At 66.1% G+C, this 21,806-nt stretch carries 15 protein-coding genes; 3 read left to right on the top strand and 12 right to left on the bottom strand.

Annotation, left to right across the window (positions count from 1 at the left end; genetic code table 11):
- Positions 1–106: 106 nt before the first annotated feature.
- Complete coding sequence (locus JN280_RS31085) at positions 107–1,090, bottom strand: AraC family transcriptional regulator (protein WP_202307982.1); 984 nt, start codon at positions 1,088–1,090, stop codon at positions 107–109.
- 143 nt (positions 1,091–1,233) lie between these two features.
- On the opposite strand from JN280_RS31085, the gene JN280_RS31090 reads away from it, so the two are divergent.
- The 3 genes from JN280_RS31090 to JN280_RS31100 are packed head-to-tail and all read left to right on the top strand — an operon-like array spanning position 1,234 to position 5,262.
- On the top strand, positions 1,234–2,907 hold the full coding sequence (locus JN280_RS31090; RefSeq protein ID WP_202307984.1) for an acyl-CoA synthetase: 1,674 nt from the start codon (positions 1,234–1,236) through the stop codon (positions 2,905–2,907).
- Between the two features lie 37 nt (positions 2,908–2,944).
- Positions 2,945–4,135: an acetyl-CoA C-acyltransferase gene (locus JN280_RS31095; RefSeq protein ID WP_202307986.1), complete on the top strand. Its 1,191-nt coding sequence runs from the start codon at positions 2,945–2,947 to the stop codon at positions 4,133–4,135.
- Entirely contained in the window at positions 4,135–5,262 is a 1,128-nt protein-coding gene (locus JN280_RS31100) for an acyl-CoA dehydrogenase family protein (RefSeq protein ID WP_202307988.1), read from the top strand. The genes JN280_RS31095 and JN280_RS31100 overlap by 1 nt, the downstream gene beginning before the upstream one ends.
- Before the next feature lie 108 nt (positions 5,263–5,370).
- Here the strand turns inward: JN280_RS31100 and JN280_RS31105 are convergent, their stop codons facing one another.
- The 11 genes from JN280_RS31105 to JN280_RS31155 form a co-directional block, all read right to left on the bottom strand.
- Complete coding sequence (locus JN280_RS31105) at positions 5,371–6,783, bottom strand: helix-turn-helix transcriptional regulator (RefSeq protein ID WP_202307990.1); 1,413 nt, start codon at positions 6,781–6,783, stop codon at positions 5,371–5,373.
- 108 nt (positions 6,784–6,891) lie between these two features.
- Complete coding sequence (locus tag JN280_RS31110; protein WP_202307992.1) at positions 6,892–7,275, bottom strand: hypothetical protein; 384 nt, start codon at positions 7,273–7,275, stop codon at positions 6,892–6,894.
- A 119-nt stretch (positions 7,276–7,394) separates the two neighbouring features.
- Positions 7,395–10,664, bottom strand: coding sequence for a DUF6519 domain-containing protein (locus JN280_RS31115; protein ID WP_202307994.1), 3,270 nt, complete (start codon positions 10,662–10,664; stop codon positions 7,395–7,397).
- A 33-nt stretch (positions 10,665–10,697) separates the two neighbouring features.
- The gene (locus tag JN280_RS31120) at positions 10,698–12,941 is read right to left on the bottom strand and encodes a hypothetical protein (protein WP_202307996.1); all 2,244 of its coding nucleotides are present in this window, start codon (positions 12,939–12,941) and stop codon (positions 10,698–10,700) included.
- 1 nt (position 12,942) lies between these two features.
- Positions 12,943–16,443: a hypothetical protein gene (locus JN280_RS31125; protein WP_202307998.1), complete on the bottom strand. Its 3,501-nt coding sequence runs from the start codon at positions 16,441–16,443 to the stop codon at positions 12,943–12,945.
- A gap of 1 nt (position 16,444) precedes the next feature.
- The gene (locus JN280_RS31130; RefSeq protein ID WP_202308000.1) at positions 16,445–18,949 is read right to left on the bottom strand and encodes a hypothetical protein; all 2,505 of its coding nucleotides are present in this window, start codon (positions 18,947–18,949) and stop codon (positions 16,445–16,447) included.
- 7 nt (positions 18,950–18,956) lie between these two features.
- Positions 18,957–19,337 carry a GPW/gp25 family protein gene (locus tag JN280_RS31135; protein ID WP_244742319.1) on the bottom strand — a complete coding sequence of 127 codons (381 nt, stop codon included), beginning with the start codon at positions 19,335–19,337 and terminating at the stop codon, positions 18,957–18,959.
- On the bottom strand, positions 19,334–19,639 hold the full coding sequence (locus JN280_RS31140; RefSeq protein ID WP_202308002.1) for a hypothetical protein: 306 nt from the start codon (positions 19,637–19,639) through the stop codon (positions 19,334–19,336). Before JN280_RS31140 ends, JN280_RS31135 begins: the two co-directional genes overlap by 4 nt.
- A gap of 5 nt (positions 19,640–19,644) precedes the next feature.
- Complete coding sequence (locus tag JN280_RS31145) at positions 19,645–20,361, bottom strand: phage baseplate assembly protein V (RefSeq protein ID WP_244742321.1); 717 nt, start codon at positions 20,359–20,361, stop codon at positions 19,645–19,647.
- 10 nt (positions 20,362–20,371) lie between these two features.
- Positions 20,372–21,505 carry a phage late control D family protein gene (locus JN280_RS31150; protein ID WP_202308003.1) on the bottom strand — a complete coding sequence of 378 codons (1,134 nt, stop codon included), beginning with the start codon at positions 21,503–21,505 and terminating at the stop codon, positions 20,372–20,374.
- A 2-nt stretch (positions 21,506–21,507) separates the two neighbouring features.
- Positions 21,508–21,795 carry a hypothetical protein gene (locus JN280_RS31155; protein WP_202308005.1) on the bottom strand — a complete coding sequence of 96 codons (288 nt, stop codon included), beginning with the start codon at positions 21,793–21,795 and terminating at the stop codon, positions 21,508–21,510.
- Positions 21,796–21,806: the final 11 nt, after the last annotated feature.

Consider the following 21,806-nt stretch of genomic DNA (forward strand, 5'->3'; position numbering starts at 1 on the left):
GTGCCGGAAAACGCACTGCCGCCCTGATTGAGCACGCAGCGATCCGCCTCCTTCCAGGACATCGCCATTCGAAGCCTGCAGCAGTCGGCCTTGGGGGCCGGAAGGATCACAGTCCCTTGCGGAAGTCGCCGGGGCTCTGGCCCACCCATTTGTGGAATGCACGATAGAAGGCGCTGGGCTCGCTGTAGCCAAGCTCGGCGGCGACTTCGGCCACGCTCGACGATTTCTCCTGCAGGAGCCTCTGCGCCCGGACGGAACGCAACTCGTCCTTGATCGCGCCGAAACTGAGGCCATCGGCCCGCAGCCTGCGCCGCAACGTCGCCTCCGACATGCGCAGCGCCTTCGCCATCGCCTCGAAGGACGGCCACGTCGAAGCGGGCATCGCGGCCAACCGCGCCCGCACGCGCGACGAGGTGTCGTGGTCGTGCCGGTATCGGATCAGAATGTTGGCCGGCGCCTCGCGCAGCAAGCTCTCAAGTGCGGTGTCGCTGCGGATCACCGGCAGCGCGAGATAGGACGAGTCGAATACGAGACGCGTCGACGGCCGGTCGAACAGCACGGGCGCACCGAAGAACTTGCGGTAGTCCTTCCGATGGACCGGCGCCGGGCAGGCGAAATCGAGATGGCGCAGCGGGATACGCCGCCCGATCAGCCAGCAGGCAACCCCCATCAGGATCAGCCAGTAGGCGCGATAGGCAAAGGCCGGGCGCGGAAGCCCCTGGTCGGCCAGGACGACATGGGCCATGCCGTCGCGGATGTGCAATTCGCCGCGCGGGTCGTCCAGCACCACGTTGAGGAACAGCAGTGCCCGGCGCAAGGCACGCTCGAGCGTGCCGGAATGCAGGACTGCGTAGCACAACAGATCGAAGCTGCCCGGCCGCATCGGGCGTGCGGCCAGACCAAAGAACTCGTCCTCAATGGCTTCAGCGATCAGCCACCACAGCCGCCCGTATTGGACGTTCGTGACCGGTTCGATCACCTTTTCAGGCAGGCCGGCCGCCGCCATGAAGGGCACTGTGTCCAGTCCCCTCTCCCGCAGGCTCGCCAGCGCATCCTCGACGAAGCCCGGCGTGATGTTGTGTCGCTCCATGGCTGGCTCATATTGCAGAACCGATCATGAATCGAGACCGCAGTTGTCATTGTTTGCAATGGATGAGCGGCTACCCTTTGGCCTACAGTACCCCGCGAGGAGGTGGGGGCTGCCAGGAGGAAGCTGGCCAGGAGGAAAGCGAAATGACCGGAACACCTGCTTCGGCGCCGTTGGCTCGCTACGACGATGCCGTCGCTCGGTTTCGCATCGAGGATGCGGCCGCCCTGCTTCAGGGCGATCCCGCGACCGGCATCAATGCCTGCGTCGAATGCTGCGACCGTTATACCGGCAGCAACCGCCTGGCGCTGTGTGCGATCTCGACCGACGGGAAAGTCACGGAATACAGCTTCGACGATCTGCGCGACATGGCCGCCCGCGTGAGCAATGTGCTCAAGCAAGCGGGCGTCGGCGCCGGCGATGTGGTGGCCGGCCTGCTGCCGCGCACGCCGGATCTGGTGGCGACCATCCTCGGCGCATGGCGCATCGGCGCCGTCTATCAGCCGCTTTTCACCGCCTTCGGCCCAAAAGCGATCGAGCAGCGCTTCGAAACCAGCAGCGCAAAGCTGGTCGTGACCAATATGGCCAATCGCGGCAAGCTGGCCGAGGTGGAGAATTGCCCGCGGGTCGCGACGGTGCTCGCGCCCGGAGAAGCCTTGCCGGAAGGCGACATCGATTTCCGTGCGGCCGTTGCAGCCGCTTCGACCGACTGTCCGCCCGTGCTACGCAAGGGCGACGACCTCTTCATGATGATGTCGACCTCGGGCACCACAGGCCTGCCCAAGGGCGTGCCGGTTCCGCTGCGCGCGCTGATGGCCTTCAGCGCTTACATGCGCGAGGCGATCGGGCTGCGTCAGGACGACATCTTCTGGAACATTGCCGATCCGGGCTGGGCCTATGGCCTCTACTACGCCATCACCGGGCCGCTGCAACTCGGCGTCGCGACGACGCTTTATGAAGGCGGCTTCACCGCGGAAAGCACCTACGACATCATCGAGCGGCTTGGGGTCACCAGCCTCGCCGGCTCGCCGACCGCATTCCGCCTGCTGCTCGCGGCGGGACCGGAGGCCGCCGCTCGCGTCAAGGGCAAGCTGCGTGTCGTCAGCAGCGCCGGCGAGCCGCTGAATCCGGAGGTGATCCGCTGGTTCGACGCCAATCTCGCCGCGCCGATCCATGATCATTACGGCCAGACCGAGCTCGGCATGGTCGTCAACAATCACCACGGGCTGGTCCATCCCGTTCGCCATGGTTCAGCGGGATATGCAATGCCGGGCTATCGGGTCGCCGTGCTGGACGAGGCTGGAAACGAACTCGGCCCCAATCAGCCCGGCGTTCTTGCCGTCGACATCGAGAAATCCCCGCTGCTCTGGTTCACCGGCTACTACCGGAAGGAAACCCCGGCCATATCAGGCGGCTACTACCGCACCGGCGATACGGTCGAACTAGAGCCGGACGGCTCCGTCAGCTTCATCGGGCGCGCGGACGACGTCATCACCTCCTCGGGTTACCGGATCGGACCGTTCGACGTCGAAAGCGCGTTGATCGAGCATCCCGCGGTGAATGAGGCAGCGGTCGTCGGCGTTCCCGACCCGCAGCGCACCGAGATCGTGAAGGCATTCGTGGTCCTGGCATCAGGCCACCAGGGCAGCCCGGAACTTGCCGAAGCGCTTGCCCAGCACGTCAAGAAGCGTCTCTCGGCCCATGCCTATCCGCGCGAGATCGATTTCGTGGCCGAGTTGCCCAAGACGCCGAGCGGCAAGATCCAGCGCTTCCTCCTGCGCAAGGCGGAAGTCGAGAAGCAGAAACAGGCACAGGGCTGAGCATCGACCGGCCCAATCCGCAGCGTGAGGAATGAAGATGTCAAACAGCGATCCCATCGTCATCGTCGGCGCGGCACGCACCCCCATGGGTGGCTTCCAAGGCGAACTCGCCGGCGCGCAGGCAACCGATCTCGGCGCGGCCGCGATATCAGGCGCACTGACCGGGGCGGGCCTTGCCCCCGAAGCGGTCGAGGACGTCATCATGGGCTGCGTGCTTCCCGCCGGCCAGGGCCAGGCTCCGGCACGCCAAGCCTCGACCAAGGCCGGGCTGCCGATCGCCACGGGCGCCACGACGATAAACAAGATGTGCGGCTCCGGCATGAAGGCGGCCATGCTCGCCCATGACCTGCTGCTGGCCGGTTCCGCCGACGTGATCGTCGCTGGCGGAATGGAGAGCATGACCAACGCGCCCTATCTGCTGCCGAAGGCACGCAGCGGCTATCGCATGGGCCATGGCCAGATCATGGATCATATGTTCCTCGACGGACTTGAAGACGCCTATGACAAGGGCCGCCTGATGGGCACCTTCGCCGAGGATTGCGCCGAGGCCTATCAGTTCACGCGCGAAGCGCAGGACGACTATGCGATCTCGTCGCTGACCCGCGCACAGAAGGCGATTTCCGACGGTCTCTTCAACGCCGAGATCGTGCCGGTGACGGTGCGGTCGGGCCGCTCGGAAGCCCAGGTTTCCGTCGACGAACAGCCGGGGAAGGCCAGGCTGGACAAGATTGCGACGCTGCGCCCGGCCTTCCGCGAGGGCGGAACGGTTACGGCCGCCAATTCCTCGTCGATCTCGGACGGGGGCGCAGCGCTCCTCCTGATGCGCGCCTCGGAAGCCGAGAGACGTGGCCTCACCCCACGCGCTGTCCTCGTCGGCCACGCCACGCATGCCGACAAGCCGAACCTCTTCCCGACCGCCCCCATCGGCGCGATGGGCAAGCTTTCGGAAAAGATCGGCTGGAACCTCGCGGATGTCGATCTGTTCGAGATCAACGAGGCTTTCGCCGTGGTCGCCATGGCCGCGATGCGTGACCTCGACCTGCCGCATGACAAGGTCAACATCCATGGTGGCGCTTGTGCGCTCGGCCATCCGATCGGCGCATCGGGCGCACGCATCATGGTCACGCTGCTCGCCGCACTCGAAACCCACGGCCTGAAGCGTGGCGTCGCGGGCGTCTGCATCGGCGGCGGCGAAGCCACGGCGGTCGGCATCGAAAGGATCGTCTGATGCTGCTCTCCGACACGCAGGAACAGATCCGCGACGCTGCCCGCGATTTCGCGCAGGAACGCCTTGCTCCGGGCGCCGCGAAACGCGATGCCGAGCACGCTTTCCCGCGCGCCGAACTGACGGAGATGGGGGCGCTCGGCTTCATGGGCATGCTGGTTCCCGAGGAGTGGGGCGGCTCGGATCTCGGCATGGTCGCCTATGCGCTGGTGCTGGAGGAGATCGCGGCGGGTGACGGAGCCTGCTCGACCATACTCTCCGTTCACTCCTCGGTCGGCTGCGTGCCCATCCTGCGTTTCGGCAATGAAGATCAGAAGCGGCGCTTCCTGCCGAAGATGGCCACTGGCGAATGGATCGGCGGCTTCGCCCTGACGGAGCCACAGGCCGGTTCCGACGCCTCGGCGCTCAAGACACGGGCGCGGCTGGACGGAGACCACTACGTCATCGACGGCGCGAAACAGTTCATAACGTCGGGCAAGAGCGGCAGCGTGGTCATCGTCTTCGCGGTAACCGACCCGGCAGCGGGCAAGAAAGGCATTTCGGCCTTCATCGTGCCGACCGACACAGCAGGCTATGAGGTTCTGTCTGTCGAGCACAAGCTCGGGCAGCATTCCTCCGACACCTGTGCGCTCGGCTTCACCAATATGCGCGTGCCGGTCGACAACCGCCTGGGCGCCGAGGGCGAAGGCTATCGGATCGCGCTTGCCAATCTCGAGGGCGGGCGCATCGGCATCGCCGCGCAATCGGTCGGCATGGCCCGCGCGGCCTTCGAGGCCGCGCGCGACTATGCCCGGGAACGCATTACCTTCGGCAAGCCGATCATCGAGCATCAGGCCGTCGCCTTCCGCCTGGCCGACATGGCGACGAAGATCGAGACCGCACGGCAGATGGTCCTGCACGCGGCCGCCCTGCGCGAGGCCGGCAGGCCGTGCCTTTCCGAAGCCTCGATGGCGAAGCTCGTCGCCTCCGAAATGGCCGAGCAGGTATGCTCCGCCGCGATCCAGATCCATGGCGGCTACGGCTATCTCGCCGACTATCCGGTCGAGCGCATCTACCGCGACGTCCGCGTCTGCCAGATCTATGAAGGCACCAGCGACGTCCAGCGCCTGGTCATAGCGCGGGGGCTGTGAAATCGGGGGCGATGGCCACGTGTTCGCTCACCCCTTCATCCAGCGGGCAGCGTTCCAGGAGCGGGCCGATCTATAAGAGTATTGGCTGGTCCCTTCGATTTTCCAGCGCTACCCAAGCGTTCGAAAGCGCGCGAACTCCCGAAACAATGTCTTCTGGTTGGCGAATCCGAGTTTTTCCAGAGCTGATTTGAGCTGCTTTTGAACAGTATCGAGCGCGACACCACGTTCAGCGGCCAGCTCTCTCAGGTTCCGGGAATTCAGAACGGCACATAAGACGGCCGTTTCCGCATTGGTGACGTTGCGGTCCGCGCAGAACAGGGCGACCGTCTCCACGTCCGCCTCGCCGCCTCGGCCCAGTTCCGAAATCGAGAAGACGATCTCGGCGCTTCGGAGCTTGCCGTCGGCGCCGAAACTCGGGGCGGATGCATGCGCGCGGATGCTGTAGTCGACGTCAATCCTCTGGTCATGGACGATGACGTGCGATCGACCGGTGGTCCGGATCCGTTCCTGGAACTGCGCCAGTCGGTTGTTTTCCACCGTATCGGGACAGACGAGCCGGCCATTGTCGACCAAGAGGAAGCCCGTATCCAGGATCTGCGCGGCCGCATGATTGGCATGCATGAATTTTCGCCCGCGAACGACAATAACGGCGGTGTTCAAACGATCCAGCACACCCAGGCTCATGTCCCTGCTGATTTGAAGATCGCGGTTGGCCTTGGTGGTTTTGTATGCCTGCAGAACATGCGGAGTCAGCCGTGCCAATGCCGCTTTCCTGACGGGATCGAGATCGTCACCCGGCTTGAGTGTCGAGACGCCGAACCAGCCGATACAGCCGTCGACCGACATATGGGCGCCGATGATGTCGTAGATCGCGTATTTGGGCAGCAATTCCTGATGGATCGGGCTTCTGCGTGCCTCCTCCCGTGAAACGTAGCTGCGTTCGTCGAGCAGGACGCCTGGATCATTCTTCAAGATCCGTGGCACACGGAAGTCCGTGTCTACATAGTCACGCAGATACTCGGACGCAAAACCGGGGTCTCCGCGTGGGAAGAGACTGAAGTATTCGTCACCGCCGTCGGCAGAGGCGAGCAGCAGATGCACCGTGCCGCCTCCGACGAAGTCGGCGATCTCGATTCCAAGCGGGCTCCAATAGTCCGGATTGACCGCAGCCTCATAGATCTTCCGAATCAGTCGGTCGCAATCATCCATCGCGCCGTTTTGTTCCCCGTCCCCGTTGTCGCGGCCCGTCGATGAGCATCCATGATATGGACGCCTTGTAAAGGCTTGACTCCAAACGAGGGCAAATTCGGTGCGTCTGTCGGACTTGGATGCCTTTAACCCAATCGCCGACATGAAAATGGAAATGCCGCGGCGGGCCCGACTGCGGGCAAGCTCGAGTGTCCTGAGTTCGATCTGGATCGGGGATGCCAGAGGAACGATGCCGAGTTTGGCTCGGCCGAAATTCCACGCGGTGATCTCATCGACAACGCCGCACCAACCCCATGCTGGCGAAAAGCCCATGGAGGGCGCGAGGGCGAAGATACGCGTGGGAGCCGGAGTCCCCGCGCCGAAGTGTCGGCGGCAAGCACCATTCGAACCGACGGGTCGATCGCCGCATGGGCTACGGGGCTACTTCTTCTTCGCCCGAGACCGCGTCGGGGCGCTCTTTGCCTTCGTCGAGGCAGCCGGTTTCTCTGTCTGTGGCTTCGCCTCGGGCGTCGATGCCTCTGACTTGGCCGCCCTCGACTTCGCTGTCGGCGGCTTGATGCCTGGCGCCGACGTAAGTGCCTCGAGCTCTTTCTTATAGCCCTCGATCGCGGACTCGTAGAGCGAGACAGTCTCGTCTCGCCGTTGCGTCAAGGCTTCGATCGCGGCCTTGATTTCTTTCGCCCTCTGATCGCGCAGCTCCTGCGGGAAGTTCGTTTCCCTCTCGGTGACCCGCCCGAAGAGCGGCTGCTTGGCAGTCTTGTCGAGCCAGGCCGAATGTTCCTTGAGGATTTCGTCGAGCGTCATGGCGCGGTCCTTTCCGTCTAGAGCAATTCCAGCAAAAGTGCGTTGCGGTTGTGCGTCCGGAATTGCGTAAAAACAAAGAGTTAGAGCATTTTCGGGTTTCAGGGAAAAGCGGAAATGCTCTAGGGTGCAACCAGGTTGAAGGCATTCGCCGGCGCCGGGAAGTCGGGATGCTGGAGGGTGATGCCCTGCGTGACATTGCCGATGAACGGCCCCGGTATGCCGTTGAAGTTCACCGAGAAATACCGCGGCGTCGTGGCTTTGATATGGTTGCCGGTAACGATCGCCGCCCTGCCCCTCAGCGAGACTGTCGCCCTCCTGTCGTCTGCAGCCGGTGGCGAGACATGCATGCAGTAGTTCTGGTCGAAGGAAGCCCGCTCGAACCTGACGAAGCCGTTGCCGAGCTGCGCCTGAAGCAATTCCACCAGCGCGGTCTGGCCCGTGCCGATGAACTTGTTGCCGTGGATCTGGATGGCGAAACCGAAGACGATGAGATCGTTGACCTGCAGATCGAACAGGCCGCGCATGACGAGCGCCCGATCCTCGCGCAGCGGGTCGCGGGCGAACGCATTCGAATAGGTCACCAGATTGTTCGAAACGCGGGCCTCCAGGATAAGGTCGCCCGAAATGCCGTGGTCGGCCGTCGATGTCGGCGGCACACCGGCCAACGTGCCCGTGTCCATGATCTCGTTGTCCGTTATGTGCGCCTCCCCGGCGACGGCAAGGAGGCTGACGGCCCTCGCGATCGGGGCCATGTTGCCGGCGCAGCCGACGACCCGGTTGCCGGTGATTTCGCAGCGTGCCGAAAGCTGCACGCCGATGACGCCCCACAGGCTCAGCCTGTCGAGCCTGTTGCCGTCGACCGCCGGTCCCCACTCGCGGAACAGGGATATGCCGGCATTGCCGTCGCGTATGTCGTTCTCGGCGATGCGGTTCTGGTTGCCGTCCCCGACGAAAATGCCGCTGAGCGCCGAGCGGATGCGGTTTCCGGCGAGGCGAGCCCCGCGCAGGCGCGTCCCGAACAGCGCAAGGCCCGCTTGGCCGCCCCCTTCGAAAACATTGTCGCTGACGATGAGATCGTCGGCGCCGATCATGAGGATGCCGTGCTGCGAGCCCAACATCACATTGTGGCTGACCACGCCGCCGAGAATAGACCTCCGGTCGGCTTCATCCGCTTCCCCGAGGCGGATTGCAATCGGGCCGCGAATGTCGAGCTCCCGCTGGGTGGACAGCACCGCGTTGCCGGTCACCGTTGCGCGTGATCCGTTCACCCTGATGCCGGTGAAGAGCGGGTGCCGGTGGCGGATCTTGTTATCGGAAATCGTGCAGGAGTCGGCGGCGCAATCGATGCCGCAGGGGCGCGCGGTGGCGTCGAGGCCCGGGGAAAGGATCGGAGAATCGACCAGGTTGTCGGCCACGATGGATCGCTCGGCCAGCGAGGCGGGGCGGCCGACCGGATTGTCATTGAGCACGATGCCGAAGAGGGCGCCTTCGACAAGGTTGCGGGTGATCCGGCAAGGGAAGGCCGTCTCCCGAACCAGTATCCCGGCGACCACCTGCAGTTGGTCGTCCCCGCGTTCGGCCCCAAGCTCGATCGTGTTGCCGTCGGCCTCGAAATCCTCGCAGCGCACCTGCACAAGGATTCCCAGGGTGACCGCCTCGACCCGGCAGTGGGAGACCGTGACCCGGTCGGAAGCGGTGATCGAGATGCCCATGAACTGGCGCGACTGCAGCGCGCGCATCGCGCAATGAGCGATCCTCACATCGGCGCAGCCGGCGACGGTGACAACACCTTCCGCGGCCTGGCGCGCCGCATTCGCTTCGAACTCGATGCCCAGAATGTCGATGCCTTCGATCCGGAAACCCGCGGCATTGCCCGCGATGAGGACGGGCCCGGCGCCGGCCGAGCGCACCGTGGTGCCCGGGCTTTCCGCCTTCAGCACGATGCTGCCCCGCGAAATCCTCAGCGGCTCGCGCACGAGATGCAGGCCGGCCTTGAGGCAGACGCATCCGCCCTGCTCCGGCAGGGCGTCGATGCCCGCCTGGATATCCTCGCCCGGGCGCACGATGATCGTGCAGCAGCAGTCGCCCTGGCCCTGCACCGGCGGCGGCGGACGACAGTCGATGACGGCCGGGTTCGCCCCGCCGAGCCCGGATATCGCCGCCAGTTGCAGATAGCGGTGCTCGATGCCGCGCGGCGGCGCGGCGTTGAGGATTTCGATCTCGGCGGTCGCCGTGCGTGCCCAGAACACCCAATAGTCGCCGATGCGGAACGACCCGCCAGCCGGATCGACGGAGAAGCTCACCTCGATGCCCGCCTCGATGGCGATCGGCCCGGCACCTGTGGGAATCAGCCCCGAAACCAGGTCGAGGCCCGGATTGGCGGCCGCCGTCTGGTCCCACTTCTGGATGCGGGTATGGCGTTCGACCACTTCCGCGTCATTTGCGCCGAAGACCCTGCCGCCGCCGGTCGGGATCACGCGGTCGAGCACGACACGCAGGTTGGTCTCGTCGATATCGGCAACGACGGCCATCTCGCCCGCCTCGCCCGTCAACTCGCGGTGATCGTCGGTGACGGTCACCCAGTCGCCGATCTGGAAACGCATGAACTGGTCGCGGCCGATGCGGTTGACGCCGAGCGTCGTCTGGGTGCCGCTCACCGCGATCGACCGCACCGACGAGACGATCGTGCCGTTGTCGCGCGACCATTTGAAGGCGGCGGTACCGAGCGGTCCGCCGGCATGGATCTCGATCCGGTAGAGACGATTTTCCAGCCCGCGATAGCCGCTCGCCGGCGGCAATATGCAGGGATCGTCAGGCGCCGGCGGCGCAATCGCCTGCGTCGTCAGTCGCCCGGCCGAAGGCGGCTCGCCGACATCGAGGTCGCAGGTGGCCCCCGGCCTCTCCTCGACCCGCAACTGCCACACGGTCTGCGCGCGCGTGGTGGTGTCGGCGCCGCCGAGCGCCGCATCGAGAAGCTCGGGATCCTCGATATAGGTGACCTCGCGGTCCCATATGTCCAGATAGACGACGGCATCACCGGCCGGCAACGGCGCCGGAAGCGGAGCCGGCAGGAATTTCTGGTTGAGATAGGTGAAGTTCTCCTCGGCAAAGGCTTCGATCTGCACGCCGTCGACATAGAGCCGCCCCGGCGCGATCGACAGGTCGGCCGGCGGTCCCGCGATCAGGCCGATCGCGAAGGCGTTTGGCGTCGAAAGATAGGGCACCCCGACGGGGCCGAATATGTCCAGCGCCGTCGTGCGCAGCCGCCGCTTGAGGATGTCGATCTCCTCGTTCCAGTCGGAATCGAGCTGCACGCGCCCCTGCTGCATGAGCACGCCCGAATAGCGTTTCAGAGGATCGAAGCCGAACCTCGTATAGTCGCCGCTCATCGCCTTCCCTCCGTCATCCTGCCCTCCCGGCCGTCAGGTCACGTAGATCACGCCGTAGTCCAGGCCGAACGGCAGGTATTCCTTAAGCCGCAGCCTGAGATTGGCCTCGCGCTGGGGCTGCTTCAGATGGCAATAGACTCCCATTTCCGACCCGTCCGCCGCGCCCTGCGCGATCTCCGCCGGTCCCTTTAGCGACAGCTGAAGATAGGCCGGCATTCCATAGGGCTCGGCCGTGTATTCCGGCTTGACCCTCAGCCGCACGGCGGCACGGATCGCATCGCGCTCAGGATCGGTCAGCGGTCCCGCGCGCGCTTCCTCCTCCGCGATCGCCTTGCGCTCGGCGAGATCCGGCTGGCAGCGGTAACGGCGCGGCGTGCGAGATCCCGGCGGCACGAAGCTGAAACGCACGCAGCCGACCTGGACACGCTCGGCCGTGGCGAGGCCGTCGAAAATGGTCTCGGTTGCGAAGTCGAACTGGCGCACACGGGTCCGGCCGCGGATGGTTGTTCGCTCGAGCCTCGCCGGCGGACCGGGGAGATTGGCGGCACCGACCCCGGCAATGGCGTCCGTACCGACACCGTCGATGATGCTGTCCAGCGCGATCAGTGCCTCGGCATGTGCCGGCAGTCGGATAGGCCCGCAGATAGAGAAGGCGAGTTCGACGCCAAGTTCTGTATTGGCCGGCGCACCCGAGAGCAGCGCGGCAGCAGCGGCAATGCTCGGGTCGGGGGGCTGTGGGGGTGGTATCGGATCCTGCTCGGCGATCGAAACGCCCGGCACCAGCGTAGTATGGAGCAGGCGCAGCCGATTGAGCGAGCCGGCGATCTCGATCCGCCCTTCAATCAGCAAGCCGCCCAGCGTGATCGAATAGTCCGGCCGGTCGCCGTCGATGACCAGCGGCCCGTCGAGCAGGAGATGCGGGCGCGCCCCGTCCGCCGCTTCGATCGCCAGTGCGGTCCCGGGATCCGCCGCGACCGCCGTGACGTCGATGGCGAGCGCCTCGGCATAGGTGCGGTTGTCGCGGATGCGGATGATCGCATTGCGCTTGCCGTCCAGTACCCATTGGTCGCGGGCGGCGGTGATCGTGGCGAAAGTTCCCGGCGCGCCGCTGCCGTCGACGAGCAGCGTCTGCACGTTCGGCGCGAAGCCCGGCCGCGTCAGCCATGCCCGCCGCCGATAGGGCCCGCCGCCCAGATCGGCAGGAAAGCCGTAGTGGTAATAGACCTCGACCAGGTCTGCCGGCACCAGCGCCGGACCGAGCGCCAGGCGTCCGCGCACGACGTCGACGGCGATCCTGTCGGTCGGCGGCTGCGACCAGACCGACAGGTTACGGCAGACGACGCGGTCGGTGGTGACAGGCGCTCCGTCGACGAACACCATGATGCTGGGCGCTTCGGCGGCAGGGAGCGGCGGAAGCGGATCGAACAGCCCGTAGAAATCGCCGATATTGTGGAAGAACCGTGCCGGCCGGATCGGCTGGGGAACATGGAGTTCGGTCGCCAGCCCGGCTTCGTCGCCCTCCCGACGGCTGCGGCTGAACAACGGCGCGGAATTGCCGAGCGGGCTGAAATGGTAGCGGAAATCGCCGGCGGCACCCAGCCGGCGCGCCGCCACGCGCTCCAGCCGATAGGCGCCCAGCCGCCACAGGAAGAAGCCGATATTGGGGACATTGTGCCAGCCCTCGTCCTGCGAGACCGGCCGCACGTCGACCGTATGCGAAATCTCGTCGAAGGCGGTGTCGAGCCGATCCATGCGCTCGACGCTGCGGATATCAGGGGTCCGCAGCGAGTGCAGGCGCAGATGGTTGCGCAGCCACTGGGTCCAGCCGATCAACTCGAAGAACTCGACGGCGTGCGACGACCAGCCGGTGACGTCGCGCGCCAGTTCCTCCAGCATGGGCAGCGTGCCCTTGCGGCGGCGATAGTAGATCGTCTTGGCGACGTCGGCGCGTCCGCGCAGCGCGATCAGCGGCTTCAGGCTCGGGCCGGTCAGCGACTTGAACAGTTCGGCGGCGGTGTCGCCGTCCCTGACGCGGCTCTCGTCGAACAGCGGTATCGTGCCGACAAGATCGCCGATATAAGGCACGACCCAGGGCTCGCAGGTCTCGACGAAGGCATTCTCGTAGAGCTGGCGGATGTCGCTTTCGATATGGCCGGCCTGCACGTCGAGGATCGACAGCAGCGCGCGCAGCGGTTCTCCTTCCGCTACGTCCTTCTCGCGGATGAAGGCAGGAAGGAGCCCATAGAGCCTGTCGCTATCGGCGTTGGAGAAGCTCATCTCACAGGGCCTCCACCATCGTCAGTTGGATGTCCGTCGCCGGGGTCTCGATGAATGCCTGCTCGGCCGCCAGGACAGGCGGAGGAACGGGCCCCTCGAAACCGGCCCTTGCAAAGCGGTCGATCATCGCGGCGGGTGGGGTCGGCCTGGCCGGGAAGATCCTGATATGCGGCTGCACCGGACCGGCGGTCACGGCGCGGATCGTCCGCTCCGCCGGGGTGAGCGAAGCGTAGCCCTTCAACTGGAACACGTCGACATCGACCGCGGCGACGCCTCGCCCGGCCTGCAGCGCGGCATAGACGCCGCTCAGGAAAGCCGCCTCCCCCAAGCCCATCGTCTCGAAGGCGAAGAGCGAGAGCAGTTGGGTCCGTGCCGTCTCGAGCACGCTGTCTGCCTCGAAGGCGGGATCGCGCAGGATCCGCGCCGAAACCACGATCGGCACCCGCACCAGATTGCCGAGGCTGAGCGGCCGGTTGACGTCGCGTACGCTGTCCATGGCCGCGCGCAGCGTGTCCAACGAAAGGCTCGAAAGCTTCGACCCGCCCGGCCCGGCGACCGTCACATGCACGGAGCGGCCAAGATCGCGCCACACCCAGGTGACGCTCGCCCTCTGCGCGAGCCCGGAGCTCGTGGCGATCTGCTCGAAATCGGCCAGCGAGACTGCCCGGCCGAAGGTTCGCACCGTGTTGGGCGCGGAAGTGCGCGCGTCGTCGCGGTTTTCGGGATCGGCAGCACCGTCCGCCGGCAGAGGATTCGTAACCGCGCGCAGCCCGACCGGCCGTTCCAACGGGATCGACAGCTGATCGGCCTTCATCAGCCCCTCCAGGCCGATGCCCGTGCGGTATCGCGCAACGATGTTGAGCGCTCCGGACGGAACGCGGGCGCCGGTCTTGCCGTCGCCGAAGGTGACGATTGTCTCGGCCGCATCGGTCTGTCGTGCCGTATAGACCCGTTCGCCCGGCTTGCGGCCGTAGAGGCTCGCAACCTCCTTCCACAATTCGCCGTTGACCCTGATCTCGAGTGCAGCTTCGCCCTCCAGCTTCGCGGCGCTCTGCAGATAGGTCAGATTCTGGCGCGACAGCCTGAATTTCTGGAACGCCTTCGCCGCCTCGCCATGGCCGAGCGGCTCGTCGGGTTGCGTCTCGCCGTGGCTGGCCGCCGCGATGTTGCCGGCAAGACTTGCCGCGGGGAACGGCTCCGGCAGCGGCGGCGTGAAGTCGACGAAGAGATGGTCGGGCAGGTCGCCGGGAACGACCGGCAAGGGCGTTGCCGCGGTCACGGTCGCCAGGTGGTTGCGGCCGCCCGAACGCAGCATGATGCGGCGGCCCTTCACCAACTGCTTCAGGCCGGCGAGATCGCCGGCCTTCTGTTGCGGCGTCAGGCGCAACGCCACCTGGGCCTGCGAGGCCTCTTCCGGATAGTCATATTCCCGCCAGACGAGATCGTCGGCGGAGATCCGGTAGATCGCCGTCTTGCGTCGATCAGGAACCGGTCCGATCCCGTCGCCGAGGCTCGCCCATTGCGTCCACCCGCCACCGAGAAGGGCACGATAGGCAATCGTCCCGTCGCCGCCGCGCGCATAGACATGCAGGCCGGAACCGTCGCGCGCCGCCGAGGGCGCCGAGGTCAGGGCTCCGGCAAGTGCGGTCCAGCTGGTCCAGGCATTGCCGATGCGCGCGATGTGCCAGAGCCCGCCGTCGGTGCCCTTCGCCAGCACGTCGATCCTGTCCGGGGCGGCGGCAGTGATTGCGACATCGCCTTCAAGCTTGCCGCCGAGATTGCGCCAGTCCGACCACTTGCTGCCATTGAAGAGGCGGTGGACGAGACTGCCGGCATCGTCGAGCGCGACGACGTCGATCCGCCCGGCAGCCGTCGAAGCAGTGGCCGGCGTCGTGGCCAGCACGCCTTTCAGCGACGTCCAGCCGGACCAACTCGCGCCGTTCCATGCGCGATACCAGAGCCCGCGGTCGAGCCCGCGCGCGAAGACCGCGAGTGTCGTGCCGCCGGTCGCCACGGGTGTCGGCGGCGACGTCAGGACGCCGCCGAGCGAGTTCCAGTTGCCCGGAGCGCCGGACGTCGCGTCGATGGTCCACAGGCCGAGGTCGAGGCCACGCACAAAGACGTCGACCGTCCCGCCCGGGCGCGCGACGGGGCGCGGTTCCGACGTCAATATGCCGCCGTGATTGACCCAGACGAGGGCCGGGGCGCCCGTCAGGATCCTCTGGCGCAGGCGTCCCGATCGGTCGCGCGCGAAGATGTCGGTCCGGCCCACCGCTGGGCCGACGCCCGCCAGATCCGAGGAGGCGCTGTCGAGATTCTGATAGGTCCATTGCCTAACCCCGGTCGTCCCGAGCGCAAGCGTGGCGCCATTGCCGGAACGGGCGAAGACGGCGTGGCCGCCGCCCATCTCCGCAACGACGGCAGGCCGGCCGCGAATGGTCTGGCGCAGGTGAAGATGCGTGACCGTGTCTTCGAGCGTCTCGAGGCTCGTCGGCAGATCCTCGGTCTTGACGACGACTGCCGTACGCAGGCGCGGGATGGCGGCCGGCCCCGCGTCGACGAGAAGCTGCGCCCCGCTGGCGATGTCGGTATGCCGGCCGTCGAGCGGATAGACGGTGTCGCCGGAACCGAAATTCGCGACGACGGGCTTCGCTATCCATTTCGGCCACAGCACGGCCGGAGGATTGGCCGGGACATAGACATTGACCGTTGCCGGGGCATTGTGGCCAAAGAAGCGCAGCCTGCCTTCAAGCTTCGCCGTACGCGCGATCTCGGGCCACCAGCTGTTCGATTGCACCGACGGGGCGAACGTCACGGCCTCGCCGTCCTGTCGCGCCTCGAGCGCCGTCACCGCTTTTTCCTCGATCGCTTCAAGCCCGAAGAAAACGAGGCGGTCGCCGACAGCGAGCTTTGCCGGCCGCGAAACGACAGGACCGCCGGTGCTGCCCAGCCGAAGCAGGTTGACGGGAGCCGGCCTGCCGAAGGCGGCGGCATCGTTGACGTCGCCATGAGCGATGATCTGCTCGATCGTCTCGAAGGTCTGCGGCCGCTCGTCCTGGCCCGGCACACTCATCACCTTGAGGCCCCTGCGGATGCGCGTTTCGGCGCCGGCATCGAGCGTGAAGGCGAGCATGGTCTGCGCGGCGAGGCCCGGGCGCATTCGATATCCGATCAGCCGTGTCAGCCGCAGCACCGAATCGCGCTCGCGCGCCGTGCGCAGATAGAGTTCGTTGGCGATCCTTTCGTTGTAGAAGGTCAGTACGTCGCCGACGGCCGCGAAGAGTTCGATGAGCGTGATCGCATAATCGTCGCTCTCGCGGGTGGTCAGCGCGGCAAGAGCCGGCTGTCCGGCGATTGCCTCGAGCATCGTCTCGCGGAAGCTGGCGAAGGTCCCGATCCTGTAGGCGATCGCGGAGAGACCGGGGCGGTTCCAGACCTCGAACGGAACCGGCGGTGACGGCGAGCTGCAGCAGGAGCAGAAGGCGGAATGCGGCAGCGACATGTCACAAGCCTCCGACCGCGCTGAGACGCAGCACGCCGTTCTCGGGAAAGTTGCGGTCGTTGTCGAGGCGCGCGATCTCGAAGGGGCCGATCTCGATAAGCCCGCGATCGAGCTCTGCTTGCGGCAGTTCCCAGAAGCGCTTGAACAGCATGACTTCTGCCGAGTTCACCCCCTCGATGGCTTCGACCGCCGCATAGAGGCGCGACAGGTAGACCGCTCCCCCGAAGCCGAAGTTGAGCGGATGGAAGAAGCCCCGCGAGCCGTCGGCAAAGCTGCGGTTGGAGAGCACCCGCAATGCCTCGCCCAATACGTCGCCGCGGAAATGGCCGGTGCCGACGCAGAGCCGGATGTCGATCTCCAGCGGAACGTAGATCGCAGCGCGGATGTTCAGGTCGTAGCCGGCGAGCTTGAAACGGGTCAGATGCGACTTGACCGCCGCCGCGAAAGCCGGCTGCAGTTCCGCGCCGCCACCCGGCAGCCTCCTCAGGTCCGCCTCGTCGACAGGGTGGATGGCGACGAAAACGGTGTACCAGCTTCCCGTCCAGTGGAAGCTCGCCTTGGCTGCCGCGACCGCCGGATGCCTGAGCGCGACCTCTTCCCAGTCGCGCTCGGTCACGGCGCGAAACTGCACGGCGCGGAAGGCTTCCGGCGCGATCTGGCGGACGTGCTCGATCGTCTCGGGGTCCTCGCCGAAACGGGCTGGCAGCGGCTGGCGCACCCGCTCGATGGCGGCCGCGGCCGGGCCGTCGGCCACCGCATGGACCAGTGTGCCCCAGCCGCAATTGCCTGCGGCACCGTTGCCGATCCGGTAACGCGCCACCGCGCGCCGGGCGCCGAGCGGTCGCCTCCCGTATCGGTCGTCGCCGAAGCGCAGCACCGCATCGCCGGCATTGTCGATCTCGGCCACGAAGTGCTGGTCGAAGGGACCGCTATCGAGCAGGTTCGGCACCGGTGTCCAGGATTCGGCGCCCGGAATTCCGGCGAACTCCAGCGACAGCCGGACGGCGGGGCCGTCGGCCGCCTGGGTGAGCGGCGCGTCGCGCAAGGCGAACGAGGGCAAGGGCCAGCGGCCGGCTCCGCTGTCGGGAAGCGTCAGCGTGCCGAGGGACGTGTCGCGCTCCACCGTGCGGCCGTGATCGGCGGGAACCGTGTTGCCGCGGGCCACCGTTACGGGATCGACGGGCACATCCTGGTCCGTCAACGCCGATACGCAGAGCGGAAAAACGAGCGCATCGTCTTCAACCCAGGTGACGTGCAGCAGCGGCAACGCCGGGTCGGCGACATTGAGGCGGGGCGTGAGCGTGCCCCCGGGTAAGGCGTTGGTGAAGGCGGCATCCTCGGTCAGTTCGACCTCCTCGACGAGGACGACCTGCCGATGCCGCGGATCCGCATCGGGCAGCGAGCCGGTGACGGGGCTGCGGACCTCCTCCAGCAGCAGGTATTCTCCGGCTGCGAGGTCGGGCGGGATGGCGATGCCACCCGCGGTGACCGCGTAGAGGAAGGCGCTGGTCGCCCCCTTCGCCAGGCAGCACTGGGCGTCCGCCCAGCTGTGGATCCTGATCTCGTTGTTGGTGTCGATGACGCGGACCGGCGCCATCGTCTCGAACACCGTGGCCTCGCTCAGTGCCGGATCGCTGTCGAAATCGGCCGTGACCGGAATGACGGGTCCCGGCGCCCCAGCTTCGCCGACCAGCGGGACACCGATCCGGCTGACCAGCCTCGTGCTCCGAGGCACGACGGCATTCGAGCCGGCTACCGCCACGAAGTGGACGAAGGTCGCAGCGTTGCGGCCGTTCCGCATCGTATAGTCGATGAGGCGGGCATGCCGCGCTGCGGAGATGCGATGCAGGCAGGTATCGAGGAACCCTTCCGTGCCCGGTCCGGCGTCCTGATAATAGCTCAGATAGTCGCCGGCATAGGCCATCAGCTCGACGAGCGTCATCCCGAGATCGGCCGGAAGCCGTTCCAGCCAGTTCGGATTGCGCTCGGCGATCAGGTCGGTCATCAGCCGGCGGAAGCTCTGATAATCCTTCGCCAGATAGTCGAGCGCCGGCTCTTCCAGCACCGTTGGCGGACAGTCGTGCGTCGGCCGGCAATCGAGATCGCTGGGGCAGCTGGCCTTGAAGCCGAACTGGGCCTGTGAGCGTTCGACATCGATCGCGGCATGGTCCATGTCCAGGACATAGGCCGAGAAGTCCCCTTCGCGGTCGACGAAGACGCGCAAGGTCAGCGGGTCGCCGGGATCCGGCTCGACATCGAGTACCCTGATGTCCACGATCCTGATGCCGCCGAGAACGGAGAAATTGGCGGCCGTCACTGCCGGCGGGACGGGAGCAGGCTTCAGAAAGACCACGTCCAGCACGTGCTGCCACCCAGGCAGCGCCAGGAGGTCGCGCCGGTATTCGATGAAGTCGATGCCGTTCAGCGGATGGGCGGGGTCGCGCAGCACGCCCGAGCGGCGTTCGTCCTCGCACAGCACCAGACCATCTGACGACAGAACCACCATGTTCCCCTCAAACCGCGACAGGATGCCTGAAGACTTCTTCGCGCCGCTCCCCCGTATCCCGAGGGCTGTAGGCGACGGTGATTTCGAGCGTAGCCTCCGACGCCAGCACCGAGACCTTCTCGACAGAGACCACCGGATCCAGCCAGCGGATCAGCGCGCCGTGGATCAGCTGCTCCGTCGCCGCGGCCAGCGCATCCGATGCCGGGGCAAAAACCAGCTGCTTGACCCCGCAGCCGAATTCCGGCCGATTGACCCGCTCGCCGGGCGCGGTGAACAGGACGAGATAGATGAGATCCCGCAGGTGGTCGTCGCGGCCGGTAAGCGCGCTCGCTCCCGATTCGCTGACGGCGAAGGGGAAATCCAGGAATGGGCGGTCAGCCAGCATCATCCGTAATCCACATCGACGACCGTCACCGGCTTGGTTTCATCGTGCTCGCAGTACACCTTGATGGCGGACTTGTTGTTCTCGAGATGCCGCACGATGCCGCGCGCGATCGCCACAAACAGGCGCCTGCGGTCGCGCACGGTCGTGTCGGACGCGTTGAGGTCGAGCGACGGCAGCCCGTCCGCGGTCATCAGCGCGTTGAGCTCCTGCTCGATGTCCTCGGCCATGGAGTCGGTGAAGCGAGGGTCGGTGAAGCCGACGCTGCCGGCGGCACTGAGATTTCCGGGGATCAGCTTGTCTGCCATGCCCGCTACTCCAGGAAGACCTTGAGGGACACCAGGCTCGGGCTCGGCGGCGGCATGGGCGCGACCGGCGGCGCCGGCGTGACGGGCAGTATGCCAAGAGCCAGCTCGCCCGGATGTACATGCGTGTTGAAGAGCCCCACCAATTGCGCCAGATAGCTGAGCAGCTGGTCGCCGAGCACGGCCGGATGCGCGGCCGAGTCGCTGCCTTCCTGGATCAGCGGGGCGCTGGAGACGACACGAACGGCACCCTTGATGGTGACGGTGCCCGTCGCGACGCTGACTTCGACGGAATTCAAACCGAGCGCGTCGGTCAGAGTGATCGTCTGCGTCTTGTCGTCGAGGACGGTGGTCAGGCCGAGTTCGCTGCGCCAGATCTTCGTCATCGGCTCGCTCGGGCTTCCGGGCGGCTTCATCGGCAGTTCGCCGGTGCCCCAATAGCATCCCGCCCAGATCGGCCGCGACACGTCGCCCGCTTCGAACTCGATCCACACGCCGGCTCCGACCGGCGGCACCGAGAAGAAGCCGGACGTCGGTCCGGCATAAGGCGTGCACGGCTTGGCCCAGCCGGTCGGTATCTCGCCGAGAACCTCCGGCACGAAGGCCTGCAGCCGGCCGAGGAACAGGGGGTCGTTGTTGTTCATCACGGTTCCGGCGAACTTGCCGTAGACGCGGTTGCGCCCGTCACCCTTGCCCGCTCCAGTCGTCATGCCGTCGCCGAACACCAGCCCCTCCTCACGCCACCGCTGCCAGTGGATCGATGAACACCTCGGCTCCCGTCAGCCCGACGGCATTGCGCCATGCCGAGAAGCTCTGGCTGTAGTTGTCGCGCGAGATGCGATGGGTCACCGACTGGACGTAATAGAGGCCGCTGTTCTGCCGGCCCGCACCCCGCACGAGTACCGGCAGGCCGGCCAGCAGCGGGCGCGCATATTTTATCCCGTCGACCTCGCCGCTCGCCGTTATCGCGCGGCTCGATTCGCTGGCTCGCGCGAAGGCCTGGGCCTGGGCTTCGGCCGGGCTTGCCGCGTCGGTGGCGGCGGGGCGCGTGACCGGTGGCGGGATGATGCGGTTGAGGGCCGGCTCCAGCCCCATTGGCAATTCGGTCGAGACCGGGGCGACCGTCGGGATCGGCGCCCGGCTGCGCGGATCGACGGAAACGCCCATCACGGATGTCGGCCCCAGCATGTCGTTGGAAACGGAGAAATTGCTGAGGTTGGTCTGGGTGCCGAAATCGATCGAGAGCACGCCTTGCGGGGGCATATGGGTCAAAGGCGGATGGAAATGTCCGATATCGAGGCCGACCACCGGATCGGGCTGGACGTAAAGCTCGTAATTGTTGCGGCTCGCCATCTGGAACAGATAGGACGAGTCGAAGTCGCGCTGGTTCGACGTCGTGTCCAGCATGGTTCGGAGCGGGGGCGTCGGGAAAACCGACGGGATCATCGCATATTTGCCGAAGATGGCGGCTGCGATCGCGCTGTCCGGCAGGTTCGGCCAGGTGAAGGGCTGCTGGATATGCGCCATGATCGTGGCGAGTGCGTCCATTCCCACCACTTCCAGCCGCGAGGCGCCGGGCTGGTTGGCGGCACTCAACCGCGCGTCCTTGACGTAGCCGTTGACCAGCGCCTGCGGAATGCCGAGACCGAGCGAGACGCGGATGGTGATCGGCACCAGCGGGCGGAAGATGTCGATCGCCAGTGCATCGAAATCGCCGAACATGTTGCGGCTCAGATCGAAGTGCAGGCGGAAAACCGAGGCTTGTCCCACCGAGGTCTCCACCTCGATTTCGCGCAACGCCTGGAAGAAGATAACCGGCAGCGGCGCCATCGCGACCTGGACGACGAAATAGGATGGCAGCAGGCCCATGCTCACACGCCTCCATCGGGGCCCGGCACGCCGATGCGCCGGCCGGGCGGCTCCGAGAGATCGACGGGCCGGCGGGTGAGATTGACGTCGCAGAGACGCCAGAACTGTTCCGGATCGCCGAGGGCGCGCCACGCCAGAAGGTCGGTGCGGTCGCCCTCATTCACCTTCATCGATAGGCTGGCCGAGCCCACGGGTATGAAACGCATGCGCTTGTAGCGGATCATGCGGCCATCGGGCCCGTCGATGAATGCATCAGCGATGTGTTCGTAGCGGCTGCCCCTGAAGAACATGGCGCCTCCTG

Origin of the sequence: Mesorhizobium sp. L-8-10, from assembly GCF_016756635.1 — a bacterium.
GTDB lineage: Bacteria > Pseudomonadota > Alphaproteobacteria > Rhizobiales > Rhizobiaceae.

Coding starts and splice junctions, on each gene's coding strand:
- JN280_RS31085 (WP_202307982.1), bottom strand. CDS start 1,090: ATGGAGCGACACAACATCACGCCGGGCTTCGTCGAGGATGCGCTGGCG.
- JN280_RS31090 (WP_202307984.1), top strand. CDS start 1,234: ATGACCGGAACACCTGCTTCGGCGCCGTTGGCTCGCTACGACGATGCC.
- JN280_RS31095 (WP_202307986.1), top strand. CDS start 2,945: ATGTCAAACAGCGATCCCATCGTCATCGTCGGCGCGGCACGCACCCCC.
- JN280_RS31100 (WP_202307988.1), top strand. CDS start 4,135: ATGCTGCTCTCCGACACGCAGGAACAGATCCGCGACGCTGCCCGCGAT.
- JN280_RS31105 (WP_202307990.1), bottom strand. CDS start 6,783: ATGGGCTTTTCGCCAGCATGGGGTTGGTGCGGCGTTGTCGATGAGATC.
- JN280_RS31110 (WP_202307992.1), bottom strand. CDS start 7,275: ATGACGCTCGACGAAATCCTCAAGGAACATTCGGCCTGGCTCGACAAG.
- JN280_RS31115 (WP_202307994.1), bottom strand. CDS start 10,664: ATGAGCGGCGACTATACGAGGTTCGGCTTCGATCCTCTGAAACGCTAT.
- JN280_RS31120 (WP_202307996.1), bottom strand. CDS start 12,941: ATGAGCTTCTCCAACGCCGATAGCGACAGGCTCTATGGGCTCCTTCCT.
- JN280_RS31125 (WP_202307998.1), bottom strand. CDS start 16,443: ATGTCGCTGCCGCATTCCGCCTTCTGCTCCTGCTGCAGCTCGCCGTCA.
- JN280_RS31130 (WP_202308000.1), bottom strand. CDS start 18,949: ATGGTGGTTCTGTCGTCAGATGGTCTGGTGCTGTGCGAGGACGAACGC.
- JN280_RS31135 (WP_244742319.1), bottom strand. CDS start 19,337: ATGATGCTGGCTGACCGCCCATTCCTGGATTTCCCCTTCGCCGTCAGC.
- JN280_RS31140 (WP_202308002.1), bottom strand. CDS start 19,639: ATGGCAGACAAGCTGATCCCCGGAAATCTCAGTGCCGCCGGCAGCGTC.
- JN280_RS31150 (WP_202308003.1), bottom strand. CDS start 21,505: ATGGGCCTGCTGCCATCCTATTTCGTCGTCCAGGTCGCGATGGCGCCG.
- JN280_RS31155 (WP_202308005.1), bottom strand. CDS start 21,795: ATGTTCTTCAGGGGCAGCCGCTACGAACACATCGCTGATGCATTCATC.